Below are 13,902 nucleotides of genomic sequence, written 5' to 3'. Positions count from 1 at the left end.
GGGTGTCCGGCACAAAATCGCTGGTCTAGCGGGTAGCCGCCAATATAGCGGCGCGCCCGGAGTCAACTATTCCAGGCGGCTGCGTATCCGTCGACGTTGCCACGACGGACTTAGGTGATTATCAGGTCTCGATGATGCGCGACAGGTGCGGCGACATGCCGGCCGTCCGGACCGGACTGACCGTCACCTTGCCGGCACTGCCGGACGCCTCGAGCATCTTTCCGTTGCCGAGGTAGATCGTGACGTGCTGGCTGCCACCCGGGCCGTAGAAGATCAGGTCGCCACGCTTGGCCTGCGACGGCGGGATCGCGCGGCCGGTGTTGTACTGGTCGCCCGAGTACTTGGGAATCTGGACGCCGACACCCGCGTAGGCGTAGCGCGTGAAACCCGAACAGTCGTAGCCGATCTTGCCGGCGTCGTAGTCCACGCCGGGCCCGGGACCGGTCAGGGTGCCACCGCCCCACGAGTACGGGACGCCCATCTGGGAGCCGCCGCGCCGGATGACGTATTCGATGGCCTGCTTACCGCCGACGCGGCCGCCCGGCATCATCGTGGCGCTGCCACCGCCACCGCCGCTCGGCTTGCCGCCCAGGCCCAGGCTCGACAGGAAGCTCTGGCCGAGGTTCTGGGTGGTCTGCAGGGCGAGCTGGCTGGCCTGGAACGTCGCGTTGGCGATGGCCACCGGGTCACCGGGGGCGCCGGAGCTGGCCCGCATGGGCAGTGTCGGGTCCCACCCGCCGTCGGGCTCGGCAACCGCACTCGGCGCAGGCCCGAACGCGAGCGCCAGCGCCAGCGCGCCCACGCCCGCGAGGAGGTCTCTCCGGTGAAATTCCTTGCCCTGCAATGCAATAACCCCTGTATCAGTATTCGATGTAGCGGATCACGTACGGCGTCATGCCGCTGGTTCGCACCGGCGACACCTTGACGTTGGAACCGGTGTAGGGCGCTTCGAGCATCTGCCCGTTGCCGAGGTACAGGGTCACGTGCTGGCTCCCACCCGGGCCGTAGAAGATGACGTCCCCGCGGCGGGCCTGCGAGGTCGGGATCTTGCGGCCCGCCTCATATTGGTTGCCGGAGTAGTGCGGCAGTTTGATGCCGACTCCGGCGAAGGCGTAGAGGATCAGACCCGAGCAGTCGAAGCCGACGGTGCCAGCACCCGAGTCGATGCCCGTGCTGGGACCGGCGGCGGTGCCGCCGCCCCAGGAGTACGGGACGCCGATCTGCGACATGGCGCGCTTGATCACGTATTCCGAGGCCTGCTTGCCGTAGACGCGCGGGATGGCGCCGTTGGTGTAGCCCGACTTGGTGACGGTGGCGGGCACCAGGCCGAGTTTCTGCAGGAAGCTGTGGCCCATCTGCTGGGTGACCTGCGCCGACGTCGCGGTCATGCCGAGCACGTTGTTGATGACGGCGATCGGGTCACCGGGGATGTTGGCGCTCGGGATCTTGGGCAGGGTGGGGTCCCAGCCGCCGTCGTCCCACTTGCGGGGGCCGGCCGCGGCGGGCGCGCCGTCCCAGTTGGCGGCATACCGGCCGGGGTCGGCCGCGGGAGTTCCGGACGCGGGGGCGCTCGCCGCCCATTGCGTGCGCGCCGCGCTGAGCTTGGCCTGCGCCGCGTCGCGCTGGCTGACCAGCTGGTCCAGCTGCGTCTGCTGGTCGGCGAACGTGGTCCGGGCGTCGGTCAGGGCCCTGACGGCGTCGTCCTGCCTGGCCTGGGCATCTTTGACGGCCTGGTCGGCCTTCTGCTTGGCCAGGCGGGCAGCGGATTCGCGGTTGGCCAGTTCGGTGCGGCTGCGCTGCAGATCGGCGATGGCCTCCTGCGAGCTGATGGTCAGCGCCTGGCCGGTGGCGGCAGTGTTGATCATCTCGCCGGGATCGGTCGCGGTCAGGTAGGACGCGGACGGCCCGTTGATGTACGCCGCCTCGGCGTACTTGTCGAAGTGCGCCTGGGCGGCGGCGATGGCCGCGTTGGCGTCCTTCAGACCGGTCTGGCTGGTGTCGATGTCCTGCTGGGCGGTCGCGGCGTCGTCCCGGGCGGTCTGCACGTCGGCGATGGCCTTGTTGACCGATTCCTGCCGGGTCTGGATGGCGGCGCCGAGGTCCTGCAGTTTCTGGTTGGCATTGGCGAGATCGGTGACGAGGGCGGCGATCTCGCTGCTGCCGGGTTGCGCCGACGCGATACCGGAGGCGAACACGGACGCGGTCATGACACCGAACACGAGCGACCCGGTGCCGACGCGACTGCCCAGCCGGGTGGCCAGCCCACCGCTAAAGGGGCGAATGCTGCGTCCCATTGACTCAGGTCTCCTAAGGCTCCAGCGCGCTGGTGCCCGCCTAAGGCAGAAGCGGGCTCGATCCGTTGGTCCCGTAAGTCGCAGAAATCACAAATCATCACAACTGCAACATGCGGTACCAACTGCACCGTACGTCACAGGTTGCACAAATGAAACGTTAGTAACAAACCACACCGTTGTAATTGAAAAAGGTGTGACCGAATAGTGATATTCGAATTCGCGGCGCCCCGCGCGCAGCTACCGAGATGCCGGCGCGACGGCGTCCTGCGGCGCCGCAGCTGCGGCCGCTTTCCGGGCCCGGACCTGCAGAAACCGGGTGCCGACGGCAGCCGCTACCACGCCGAGGATGACCACCACAGTGAACGACGTCCAGGGAAATATCGGCGTTTCCAGCTGGCTCACAAAATTCTTCGAGTTCTGCACAACGCTCGGCGTCTTCGCGAGGTCCTGACCGGCCTCCAACAGCGACCGGTCATAAGTCGGGCTGACCGAGCCGGCGAAGCCGGGACTGAGGGTCAGCACGGTCGACTCGGGATACACCCGGCCGACGTCCGCGGCGATGTCACGCAGCGGGGTGTCGATGCCCGGACTGGTCGGCAGCACCACGATCTTGAGGTCGATGCCCTTGGCGTGGGCGTCGGCGACGACCTGACGCAGGGCGGCGGCCTCCTGCGCGGCCTCGGCGGCCTGCTTCGCTTCCTGCGGCGTGGCCGGCGTCTTGGAGGGCGCGATGCCCGGCGCGCTGACCCCACCGTCACGCACCTGCGTGATCACAGTCGCCATGCACACGTCGACAGGGGTCTTGGCCGGGTCCTGCCCGACCGTGGCGCAGACGTCCGGCGGAATGAATGCCGCGAAAGTTGTCACGCGGCAAACGGTACTGGAATTTCGCCGAACTCCCTGACGGCGCACCCGGAACCCGACAAGACTGTAGCCACCCCCTGGGCGCTCATAGGACAAGCGTACTGTTAGGGTAGCAACGCGCCGCTGACACAGCCCGTCGCGGCGAGATCTAGCCGGGAGTTGATGTGAGCAGCAATTCATTTGGAGCCCGTGACACGCTCGTTGTCGGGGAAAACAGCTACGAGATTTTCCGCCTCGACGCGGTTCCGGGTACCGAGAAGCTTCCCTACAGCCTCAAGGTGCTTGCGGAGAACCTGCTGCGCACCGAAGACGGCGCCAACATCACCAAGGATCACATCCTGGCGCTGGCCAACTGGGATCCGTCGGCCGAGCCGAGCATCGAAATCCAGTTCACCCCGGCCCGTGTGATCATGCAGGACTTCACCGGCGTGCCCTGCGTCGTCGACCTGGCCACCATGCGTGAGGCCGTCACCGCCCTCGGCGGCGACCCGAACAAGGTCAACCCGCTCTCGCCCGCCGAGATGGTCATCGACCACTCCGTCATCCTCGACGTGTTCGGCACCGCCGACGCCTACGAGAAGAACGTCGCCCTCGAGTACGAGCGCAACGCCGAGCGTTACCAGTTCCTGCGCTGGGGCCAGGGCGCCTTCGACGACTTCAAGGTCGTCCCGCCGGGCACCGGCATCGTCCACCAGGTCAACATCGAGTACCTGGCCCGCACCGTGATGGTCCGTAACGGCCAGGCCTACCCCGACACCTGTGTGGGTACCGACAGCCACACCACCATGGAGAACGGCCTGGGCGTGCTGGGCTGGGGCGTCGGCGGTATCGAGGCCGAGGCCGCCATGCTGGGCCAGCCCGTCTCGATGCTGATCCCGCGCGTCGTCGGCTTCAAGCTGACCGGCGAAATCCAGCCGGGCGTGACCGCCACCGACGTGGTGCTGACCGTCACCGACATGCTGCGCAAGCACGGCGTCGTCGGTAAGTTCGTCGAGTTCTACGGCAAGGGCGTCGCCGAGGTGCCGCTGGCCAACCGCGCCACCCTGGGCAACATGAGCCCCGAGTTCGGCTCGACCTGTGCGATCTTCCCGATCGACGAAGAGACCATCAACTACCTGCGCCTGACCGGCCGCACCGACGAGCAGCTGGCGCTGGTCGAGGCCTACGCCAAGACCCAGGGCATGTGGCACGACGCCGACCGCGAGCCGGCCTTCTCGGAGTACCTCGAGCTGGACCTGTCGACGGTCGTGCCGTCCATCGCCGGCCCGAAGCGCCCGCAGGACCGAATCCTGTTGTCGGAGAGCAAGATCGCCTTCCGCAAGGACATCCACAACTACGTGGAGGAGCAGCACCCGGCCGACCACACCAAGCTCGACGAGGCCGTCGAGGAGTCGTTCCCGGCTTCCGACCCGGCCGCCCTGTCCTTCGCGGACGACGGTGCCGTCGACGTCCAGTCCGCCGCCAACGGCTCCGAGGGCCGCCCGAGCAAGCCCATCCGGGTCAAGGGCGAGCGCGGCGAGTTCATCCTCGACCACGGCGCCGTCGCGGTCGCGGGTATCACCTCCTGCACCAACACCTCCAACCCGTCGGTCATGATCGGTGCCGCCCTGCTGGCCCGCAACGCCGTCGAGAAGGGCCTGTCGAGCAAGCCGTGGGTCAAGACCAACATGGCCCCGGGCTCGCAGGTCGTCACCGACTACTACGAGAAGGCCGGCCTGTGGCCCTACCTGGAGAAGCTGGGCTTCTACCTGGGCGGCTACGGCTGCACCACGTGCATCGGTAACACCGGCCCGCTGCCGGAGGAGATTTCCAAGGCCGTCAACGAAGAGGACCTGACCGTCACCGCGGTGCTGTCGGGTAACCGCAACTTCGAGGGCCGCATCTCCCCCGACGTCAAGATGAACTACCTGGCCTCGCCGCCGCTGGTCATCGCGTACGCCCTCGCCGGCACCATGGACTTCGACTTCGAGACGGATTCCCTCGGCAAGGACACCGACGGCAACGACGTCTTCCTGCGTGACATCTGGCCGTCGGCCCAGGAGATCGACGACACCATCAAGAGCGCGATCAGCCAGGACATGTTCCGCAAGTCCTACGCCGACGTGTTCAAGGGCGACGACAACTGGCGCAACCTGCCGACCCCGGACGGCGACACCTTCGCGTGGGACGACGCCTCGACCTACGTCCGCAAGGCGCCGTACTTCGACGGCATGGAGATGGAGCCCGCGCCCGTCACGGACATCAAGGGCGCGCGCGTCATGGCGCTGCTGGGCGACTCGGTGACCACCGACCACATCAGCCCGGCCGGCCCGATCAAGCCGGGTACCCCGGCCGCGGACTACCTGGACGCGCACGGTGTGGCCCGCAAGGACTACAACTCGCTGGGCAGCCGTCGTGGCAACCACGAGGTCATGGTCCGCGGCACCTTCGCCAACATCCGCCTGCAGAACCGCATCCTGGACACCATCGGCCTCGAGGGCACGCAGGGTGGCTACACCCGCGACTTCACCCAGGAGGGTGGCCCGCAGGAGTTCATCTACAACGCGTGCATGAACTACCAGAAGGCCGGCATCCCGCTGGTCGTGCTGGGCGGCAAGGAATACGGTTCGGGCTCCTCGCGTGACTGGGCCGCCAAGGGCACGACGCTGCTCGGCGTCAAGGCCGTCATCACCGAGTCGTTCGAGCGCATCCACCGGTCGAACCTGATCGGCATGGGCGTCATCCCGCTGCAGTTCCCGGCCGGCGAGAGCGCCAAGTCGCTGGGCCTGGACGGCACCGAGACCTTCGACATCACCGGCATCGAGGAGCTCAACGCCGGCAAGACGCCGAAGACCGTGCACGTCAGCGCCACCAAGGAGGACGGCACCAAGGTCGAGTTCGAGGCCGTGGTCCGCATCGACACCCCCGGTGAGGCCGACTACTACCGCAACGGCGGCATCCTGCAGTACGTGCTGCGCAACATGCTGCGGTCGGGTAGCGAGGCCTGACAACTGGCTGATTCGGTTGGGCAGCCCCCGGGCTGCCCAACCGAACGCCGGTAGGAGTCCTGGTGCCCAAAGTCAGCGACGATCATCTCGCCGCCCGTCGAGCGCAGATCCTCGACGGCGCCCGACGCTGTTTCTCCGAGTTCGGGTACGAAGGTGCGACGGTGCGGCTTCTCGAAGAAGCCACCGCGATGTCGCGCGGCGCGATCTTCCACCATTTCCGCGACAAGGACGCGCTGTTCTTCGCGCTCGCCGAGGAAGACGGCGAGCGGATGGCCGAGACCGTCGAGAAGGACGGCCTCGTGCAGGTCATGCGGAACATGCTGGCCAAGCCGGAGAACTACCAGTGGCTGGGCACCCGGCTGGAGATCGCCCGCCGGCTGCGCACCGACGCCGAGTTCCGCGCCGAGTGGCAGCAGCGCTACGAGGAACTCAACCAGGCCACCATCGCGCGCCTGGAGCGCAAGAAGGCCGCCGGCACGCTGCGTGACGACGTGCCCACCGAAGTGCTGCACATCTATCTCGACCTGGTGCTCGACGGCCTCATCGCGCGGCTGGCCTCAGGGCAGACCGGCGAGGATCTGGCGGCCGTCCTCGACATCGTCGAGGCATCGGTCCGCCGAAAGCCCTAGCGGCTCAACCCTTTCCGCGGTTCGCGCTCATCACCGACAGCAGCTCGTAGCCGACGTGTGCGGCGGCGATGCCCGTCAGCTCGGCGTGGTCGTACGCCGGGGACACCTCGACGATGTCGGCGCCCACCACGTTCAGACCGGTCAGCGAACGCAGCGAATGCAGCAGTTCGCGCGACGTCAGTCCCCCGGCCTCCGGCGTCCCGGTGCCGGGCGCGTGCGCCGGGTCCAGCACGTCGATGTCCACCGAGACGTAGACCGGACCGCCCGCCAGCCGCTTGACCATGCGCTCCCGCACGCTCGCGACGCCGTCGACCTGGTAGTCGTCGGAGCGGATCACCTGGAAGCCCAGGATCGCGTCGTCCTCGAGGTCCTTCTTGCTGTACAGCGGCCCGCGGATACCCATGTGCAGCGACCGCTCCATGTCGATGAGGCCCTCTTCGCTGGCCCGGCGGAACGGCGTGCCGTGGGTGTAGGCGGCGCCGAAGTAGGTGTCCCAGGTGTCGAGGTGGGCGTCGAAATGCAGCACGGCGATGGGGCCGTGGTCGCGGTGCAGTGACCGCAGGATCGGCAGCGCGATGGTGTGGTCACCGCCGAGTGTGAGCACGGCGCTGCCGTCCTTGCGCAGCGCGGTCACCTCGGTGTCGATGGTCTCGATGGCCTCGTTGATGTTGAACGGGTTGACGCCGATGTCGCCGGCGTCGGCGACCTGCTGATTGGCGAACGGTGACACGTCGAGCGCCTGGTTGTAGGGCCGCAGCAGCTTGGACGCGGCGCGGATGTGGCCCGGGCCGAAGCGCGCGCCCGGGCGGTAGGACACGCCGGTGTCGAACGGGACGCCGAGGATCGTGACGTCGGGCGCGGACACCTGGTCCAGGCGCGGCACCCGGGCGAACGTGGCCGGCTCGGCGTAGCGCGGGAACCGGCTCGCATCGACCTGGCCGATGATCTCGCGGCCGTCGGGCGCGGTGGTCGTGATGTACCGGTCGAAGCTCATCAGTTCTCCAAAGTCGTGGCGTGTGGCTTGGGTCTCATTGTTTCCGGCAGTAGAATTATTGTCAACCTTTGTTTCCTAGGAGGAAATCGTGGGCGGTTCGCCGGCAACGCAACTAACGATCGCTGCCCGGTTGAAGGCCGCCCGCAGCGCCAAGCGCATGACCCTCGACGAGCTCGCCGCCGCCAGCGGCGTGACCAAGGGCTACCTGTCAAAGGTCGAACGCGGCCAGTCCAACGCGTCCGTCGCCGCACTCATCCGCATCTGCGACGCACTCGAACTCCAGGTCGGTTCCCTGTTCGACGAGACCCCCGTCGGCGAGGTGGTCCGCGCCGGCGAATACCCGCCCATCGAGTTCGGCGGCACCCGGATGACCGAATTCCAGCTGACACCGACGGGCGAGCGCCGATTCCAGGTCCTGCTGAGCGACATCGCGCCCGGCGGCGGCAGCGGGAGCGACACCTATTCGCTGCCGGCCGAGGTGGAGTTCGCCATGGTCACCGAAGGCCGGCTGCACATCGACTTCGTCGAGGGCAACGGCAGCCGCATCACCCTCGATGCGGGCGACGCCCTGACCTTCGAAGCCGACCGTCCGCACGCCTTCCACGCCGACGCGCAGTCCGGCGCGAAGGTGTTATGGGTGCTGACCCCGGCGCTGACGCAGCGGCGGCTGGCCGAGGCCGCCGAATAGCTAGGCGGCAGTCAGCTCCTGGCGGCTGCGCTCGACGGCGGCATGCTCGGGCGCCAGGTCCACGCCACGGGTCAGGACGTAGTACACCAGCCCGGACACCGCGAGGCCGACGATGAACGAGATGTCCACTCCCCCAAGCAGCTTGGCGATCGGACCTTCGTGGAAGTGCAGTGAGACAAAGGGCACCATCGACACCATGCCGATGAGGTACGCCGCCAGTCCGCGCCACGACCACCGGCCGTAGATCCCGTCCGGCCGGAAGATGTCGACTATCGAATAGTGGCCGCGCCGAACGAAATAGAAGTCGACCAGATTGACGGCCGTCCACGGGATCAGGAAGTACAGCATCAGCAGCACGAACGTGTTGAACGACTCGAGGTAACCCTCGGGCAGCGACAGCGCGACGACGAACGCGACCAACGACGTCAGCGCGATGCCGAGCACCCGCAGGCGCACGGTGGGCGTGATCGGCCGGAAGGCGTCCAGTGCGCTCATGCTCGTCAGGCTCGCGCCGTAGGCGTTGACGGACATGATGGTCACCAGCGCGATCGACGCCAGCACCGCACCCAGAGACATCAGCCATACCGACGAACCCGCGGCACCCAGATACGTCCACCAGATGACGTGCTTGGCCGAGGTGTTCTCCGGCAGGTAGCGCGAGTAGTCGGACACGTACACCGCATACGAGATCTGGTATCCGGCCGCCGCCGCGAACTGCATCAGGAACACCGTCAGCGAGAACTTGCCGCCGTCGGGGACCGCCGCATTCAGGTGCAGGGTCGACAACGCGTAGACGGTGAGCACGCCGAACACGACGATCAGCAGGTATGTCAGCCACCGCTGCACGACCATCATCAGGTCGAAGCCGACGACGGCGATGACGATGGCCGCCACCATCAGCCCGAGGTACCAGAGCCAGTTCGGGCCCGCGAAAACCGTCTTGAAGCCCGACGTGGCGAGGATGGTGTTGAAGACGTTGAAGCCGATGTACACGAAGATCACGGCGACGAACGGGACGAGCGCACCACGCGAGCCGAACTGCGCACGCGACTGGATCATCTGCGGCAGACCCATCGAGGGGCCCTGGTTGGCGTGGAAGCACATGAAGAGCGTCCCGAAGCAGGCGCCGGCGACCGCGGCCAGCACCGACCATCCCGCGGACAGGCCGTTGGCCGGCCCGAGGAAGCCCGTGACCATCGTGGTCAGCACGAAGTTCCCGGTGAACCAGAACGGCGCCTGGTGGTGCACCTTGCCCCTGCGTTCCCCGGTCGGGATCCAGTCGATGGACCGGGTCTCGATTGCACCTGCCATGGCATCCCCTTTGATGTGGCTCAGATCACTGGCCTCAGAGTAGGCATTCACTGTCGCCAAAGGCAACAATTGTTTCTTAGCTCACTCCACATGTTGACAGATGGGAGTGACGTACCGCACTCTGTTGCGCGAGTCACAAATCTCGTGGCGCCCTCCTCTCCACGGAGCTCCACTTGGCCATCACCGAGGCCCCACGGCCGGGCATCCTGCGCGCCATGAGCGCACAAAAATCCGTCGACGACATCGTCGCCGCCAACGAAACCCCGGACGGCCCCCACCTCAAGCGCTCGATGGGCTTCATCCATCTGACCGCCCTGTCCATCGGCGCGACGCTCGGCACCGGAATCTTCGTCATCCTCGGCGCCGCCGTGCCGAAAGCCGGTCCGGCAGTCCTGCTGTCGTTCATCCTCGCCGCCGTCACCGCGCTGTTCTCGGCGCTGTCCTACGCCGAACTGGCGGGCACCATCCCCGTCTCCGGCAGCTCCTACTCCTACGCGTACGCCACCCTGGGCGAGTTCTGGGCCTGGGTGTGCGGCTGGTGCCTCATGCTCGAATACGGAGTCTCGGTCGCCGCCGTCGCCGTCGGCTGGGGCGGCTACATCAACACGCTGCTCCACCAGCTGTTCGGCATCGAGCTGCCCGCCGCCGTCACCGGCGCACCCGGCGAAGGCGGCGTCATCAACCTGCCGGCCATCACGATCGTGGTCCTCGCCTCGATACTGCTGCTGCGGGGCGCGTCCGAGTCGGCCGTCGTCAATACCGCGATGGTCATCCTCAAATGCGTCGTGCTGGTGTTCTTCTGCGCCGTCGCGTTCACGGCGTTCAAGGCCGGCAACCTCACGCCGTTCATGCCGCTGGGCTTCCTCGGCGTCTCCGCCGCCGCCTCGCAGGTCTTCTTCTCGTACATCGGGTTCGACGCTGCATCCACCGCGGGCAACGAGGCCAAGGACCCGAAGCGGGACCTGCCGCGCGCCATCATGGCCTCGCTGCTGATCGTCACGGTGCTGTACCTCGCCGTGGCGCTGGCCGCCCTCGGCGCGATGAGCTGGACCAAGTTCAGCGCCGACGAAGGCGCCACCCTGGCCGTCGCCCTCAGCGGCATCACCAGCAGCAATGTGCCGGCCATCATCCTGTCGATCGGCGCCGTCATCGCCATCGCAAGCGTCGTCCTCGCCGTCCAGTACGGTCAGACCCGCATCCTGTACACCATGGCCGTCGACGGCCTGGTGCCCGCGCTGTTCGCCAAGATCAACCCGCGGACCTTCGTGCCGACCTGGAACATCGTCATCTGCGGCGTCGTCGTGTCACTGCTCGCCGGTTTCGTGTCGCTGGGTGAGCTGGCCAACGCCACCTCGATCGGCTGCCTCTTCGCCTTCGCGCTGGTCAATGTCGCCGTCATCATCCTGCGGCGCACGCGCCCCGACCTGCATCGCACGTTCCGCCTGCGGCTGTTCCCCGTCGCACCGGTGCTGGGTTTCCTGTTCTGCTGTTACCTGATGTGGGCCCTGCCCGTCGCGACGTGGATCGCGTTCGGCATCTGGGGTGCCCTCGGCCTGGCGGTGTACTTCGGCTACAGCATCCGCAAGTCCAAGCTGCGCGTGGACGTCGCGTAGATGATCACCGTCGGCATGTTCCAAGGCCCGCAGGAATCGGGGACCGTCGCCGAGAACCTCAAGGCCATCGCCGCGGCGGCGCGGCGGGCCGCCGATGCGGGCTGCCGGATTCTCGTCACGCCCGAGATGTCGGCGACCGGTTACAACATCAGCACCGAGATCGCCGCCCGCGCCGAGTCCGCAGACGGCCCGATCTTCCAGGCTGTCCGGAACATCGCGCGCGACAACGGGATCGCCCTCGTCTACGGGTATCCCGAGGTCGCAGAAGGCAAGCCGTACAACAGCGTCCAGGTCGTCGACCGGGACGGTGCAGCCCTGGCCAACTACCGCAAGACCCACCTGTATGGCTTCGACCGCGAGTTCTTCACCCCGGGCGCCGACTGGGTCGCGCAGTTCGAACTCGACGGCGTCACCTGCGGACTGCTGATCTGCTATGACATCGAATTCCCGGAGAACGCCCGCGCGCACGCCGACGCCGGCACCCAGTGGCTCGTCGTCCCCACCGGGCTCATGGAGCCGTGGAGTTTCGTTGCGACGCACATCGTTCCGGCGCGCGCCTACGAGAGCCAGCTGTTCCTGTCGTACGTCAACCGCACGGGCTTCGAGAACGGCCTCGAGTACTGCGGACTGAGCTGCACCATCGCGCCCGACACGACCGAACTGTGTCGCGCCGGCCGGACCGAGGACCTCCTCGTCACCCACATCGATCCCGACGCGGTGGCCGTGTCCCGCGCCGTCAACACCCATCTCGGCGATCGCCGCCGAGATCTCTACCAGGAGAACCAGACCCGATGACCGTCCCCCAGCCCACCGAAGAGACGCAGCTGTCGGAGACCGGACCACGGTCGTCCGACAAGCCGATCACGATGTTCGGTCCCGACTTCCCGTTCGCGTACGACGACTACGTGTCCTCAGCCGACGGCCTCGGCGCGATCCCTGCCGACCGCCACGGCACCGAGATCGCGATCGTCGGCGCCGGTTGCGCGGGCCTCACCGCCGCCTACGAACTCATGAAGATGGGCCTGAAACCCGTTGTGTACGAGGCGGATCAGATCGGCGGCCGGATGCGGTCCATCCCGTTCGAGCACGCCCCGGACGCGGTCGCCGAAATGGGCGCCATGCGCTTCCCACCCACGTCCACGACGCTGTACCGGTACTTCGACAAGGTCGGCATCGAGACCATCGAATTCCCGAACCCGCTGGGCCCCGCGACCCCCAGCACCGTCGTCGACCTCAAGGGCCAGACGTACTACGCCGAGAAACTCGCCGACCTGCCGCAGGCCTTCACCGACGTCGCCGACGCCTGGCGCAAGACGCTCGAGGACGGCGCCGACCTGCACGCGATCCAGAACGCCATCCGCGAACGCGACACCCAGGCCCTGAAGTCCGCCTGGGGCAAGCTCGTTCGCGAACTCGACGACGAGACGTTCTGGGGCTTTCTGACCAAGTCGCACCACTTCAAGTCGTTCGAGCTGCGTGAGATCTTCGGCAAGGTCGGCTTCGGCACGGGCGGCTGGGACACCGACTACCCGAGCTCGATGCTCGAAATCCTGCGCGTGGTGCTCACCGAGGCCGACGACAACCACCGCGGCGTGGTCGGCGGATCGCAGCAGCTGCCGCTGCGGTTGTGGAAGCGCTCCCCGCAGCGCCTCGCCCACTGGCCCGCCGGTACCTCGCTCGAATCGCTGCACGGCGGCCGGACCCGCGGCGCCGTCACCGACATCCGGCGCACGCACCCCAACCGCTACACCATCACCGACGCCGACGGCGAGACGCGCACCTACGACGCCGTCATCGTCACCGCCCAATCGTGGATGCTGCTCAACAACATTCGCTGCGACGACGACCTGTTCCCGTCCAACGTGTGGTCGGCCATCGAGCAGACGCACTACATGGGTTCGTCGAAGGTTTTCGTGTTGGTCGACCGGCCGTTCTGGAAGGACAAGGACGCCCAGGGCCGCGACGTCATGTCGATGACGCTGACCGACCGGATGAGCCGCGGCACCTATCTGCTCGACCAGGGGCTCGACGCCGACGGCAACGAGAAGCCCGGCGTCATCTGCCTGTCGTACACCTGGGAGGACGACTCCCGGAAGATCGTGCCGCTGGGCGCCACCGAGCGCATGGATCTGATGCTCAAGTCACTGCAGGCGATCTACCCGAACGTGGACATCCGCAGCCACATCATCGAGACGCCCAAGACGGTCTCATGGGAGACCGAGCGCAACTTCATGGGCGCGTTCAAGGCGAACCTTCCGGGCCACTACCGCTACCAGGAGCTGTTGTACACGCACTTCATGCAGCGTGACCTCGACGCGCGGCATCGTGGCATCTACCTGGCGGGCGACGACATCTCGTGGACGGCGGGCTGGGCGGAGGGTGCGATCACCACCGCACTCAACGCGGTGTGGGCCGTGATGGACCAGTTCGGCGGGTCGACCTCGCCCACCAACCCCGGCCCGGGCGACCTCTTCGACATGATCGCCCCGGTCCGGCTGACCGACGAGATCTAAGGCGCACCA

At 67.1% G+C, this 13,902-nt stretch carries 11 protein-coding genes; 6 read left to right on the top strand and 5 right to left on the bottom strand.

From position 1 onward, the window contains the following. Positions 1 to 121: 121 nt before the first annotated feature. The 3 genes from ripB to ACZ5IQ_RS14790 all read right to left on the bottom strand — a co-directional run bounded on the left by ripB (position 122) and on the right by ACZ5IQ_RS14790 (position 3,161). Positions 122 to 844 (bottom strand): NlpC/P60 family peptidoglycan endopeptidase RipB, encoded by a 723-nt coding sequence (gene ripB / locus ACZ5IQ_RS14800; RefSeq protein ID WP_064981214.1) that lies wholly within the window; start codon positions 842 to 844, stop codon positions 122 to 124. 16 nt (positions 845 to 860) lie between these two features. Continuing rightward, complete coding sequence (gene ripA / locus ACZ5IQ_RS14795) at positions 861 to 2,294, bottom strand: NlpC/P60 family peptidoglycan endopeptidase RipA (protein WP_464481400.1); 1,434 nt, start codon at positions 2,292 to 2,294, stop codon at positions 861 to 863. Between the two features lie 237 nt (positions 2,295 to 2,531). Further along, the gene (locus ACZ5IQ_RS14790; RefSeq protein ID WP_464481399.1) at positions 2,532 to 3,161 is read right to left on the bottom strand and encodes an Rv1476 family membrane protein; all 630 of its coding nucleotides are present in this window, start codon (positions 3,159 to 3,161) and stop codon (positions 2,532 to 2,534) included. A gap of 161 nt (positions 3,162 to 3,322) precedes the next feature. Between ACZ5IQ_RS14790 and acnA the strand changes: the two genes are divergently transcribed. Then, positions 3,323 to 6,145 carry an aconitate hydratase AcnA gene (gene acnA / locus ACZ5IQ_RS14785; protein WP_061000864.1) on the top strand — a complete coding sequence of 941 codons (2,823 nt, stop codon included), beginning with the start codon at positions 3,323 to 3,325 and terminating at the stop codon, positions 6,143 to 6,145. A gap of 62 nt (positions 6,146 to 6,207) precedes the next feature. Beyond that, on the top strand, positions 6,208 to 6,774 hold the full coding sequence (locus tag ACZ5IQ_RS14780; protein ID WP_061000866.1) for a TetR/AcrR family transcriptional regulator: 567 nt from the start codon (positions 6,208 to 6,210) through the stop codon (positions 6,772 to 6,774). A gap of 4 nt (positions 6,775 to 6,778) precedes the next feature. Here the strand turns inward: ACZ5IQ_RS14780 and speB are convergent, their stop codons facing one another. Next, positions 6,779 to 7,768 (bottom strand): agmatinase, encoded by a 990-nt coding sequence (gene speB / locus ACZ5IQ_RS14775; protein WP_464481398.1) that lies wholly within the window; start codon positions 7,766 to 7,768, stop codon positions 6,779 to 6,781. A gap of 88 nt (positions 7,769 to 7,856) precedes the next feature. Between speB and ACZ5IQ_RS14770 the strand changes: the two genes are divergently transcribed. Continuing rightward, positions 7,857 to 8,456, top strand: a complete 600-nt coding sequence (locus ACZ5IQ_RS14770) for a helix-turn-helix domain-containing protein (RefSeq protein WP_064858075.1) — start codon at positions 7,857 to 7,859, stop codon at positions 8,454 to 8,456. Here ACZ5IQ_RS14770 and ACZ5IQ_RS14765 read toward each other — a convergent pair whose 3' ends face one another. Then, positions 8,457 to 9,767 carry a purine-cytosine permease family protein gene (locus ACZ5IQ_RS14765; RefSeq protein WP_464481397.1) on the bottom strand — a complete coding sequence of 437 codons (1,311 nt, stop codon included), beginning with the start codon at positions 9,765 to 9,767 and terminating at the stop codon, positions 8,457 to 8,459. 215 nt (positions 9,768 to 9,982) lie between these two features. Here ACZ5IQ_RS14765 and ACZ5IQ_RS14760 point away from each other — a divergent pair, with 215 nt between their 5' ends. The 3 genes from ACZ5IQ_RS14760 to ACZ5IQ_RS14750 are packed head-to-tail and all read left to right on the top strand — an operon-like array spanning position 9,983 to position 13,893. Next, a complete protein-coding gene (locus ACZ5IQ_RS14760) occupies positions 9,983 to 11,380 on the top strand; it encodes an amino acid permease (RefSeq protein ID WP_371824571.1) in 1,398 nt (465 codons plus the stop codon). Beyond that, a complete protein-coding gene (locus ACZ5IQ_RS14755) occupies positions 11,381 to 12,175 on the top strand; it encodes a carbon-nitrogen hydrolase family protein (protein WP_464481396.1) in 795 nt (264 codons plus the stop codon). Beyond that, positions 12,172 to 13,893, top strand: a complete 1,722-nt coding sequence (locus tag ACZ5IQ_RS14750) for a flavin monoamine oxidase family protein (protein WP_464481395.1) — start codon at positions 12,172 to 12,174, stop codon at positions 13,891 to 13,893. The genes ACZ5IQ_RS14755 and ACZ5IQ_RS14750 overlap by 4 nt, the downstream gene beginning before the upstream one ends. The last annotated feature ends 9 nt before the right edge of the window (positions 13,894 to 13,902 follow it).

Source organism: Mycobacterium toneyamaense, assembly GCF_055384815.1.
This window is presented reverse-complemented; position numbering and strand designations above follow the sequence as displayed.

Bases quoted from the DNA above. Each gene is read 5' to 3' on its own strand.
- speB (WP_464481398.1), bottom strand. From the start codon at position 7,768: ATGAGCTTCGACCGGTACATCACGACCACCGCGCCCGACGGCCGCGAG.
- ripA (WP_464481400.1), bottom strand. From the start codon at position 2,294: ATGGGACGCAGCATTCGCCCCTTTAGCGGTGGGCTGGCCACCCGGCTG.
- ACZ5IQ_RS14765 (WP_464481397.1), bottom strand. From the start codon at position 9,767: ATGGCAGGTGCAATCGAGACCCGGTCCATCGACTGGATCCCGACCGGG.
- ACZ5IQ_RS14750 (WP_464481395.1), top strand. From the start codon at position 12,172: ATGACCGTCCCCCAGCCCACCGAAGAGACGCAGCTGTCGGAGACCGGA.
- ACZ5IQ_RS14755 (WP_464481396.1), top strand. From the start codon at position 11,381: ATGATCACCGTCGGCATGTTCCAAGGCCCGCAGGAATCGGGGACCGTC.
- ACZ5IQ_RS14760 (WP_371824571.1), top strand. From the start codon at position 9,983: ATGAGCGCACAAAAATCCGTCGACGACATCGTCGCCGCCAACGAAACC.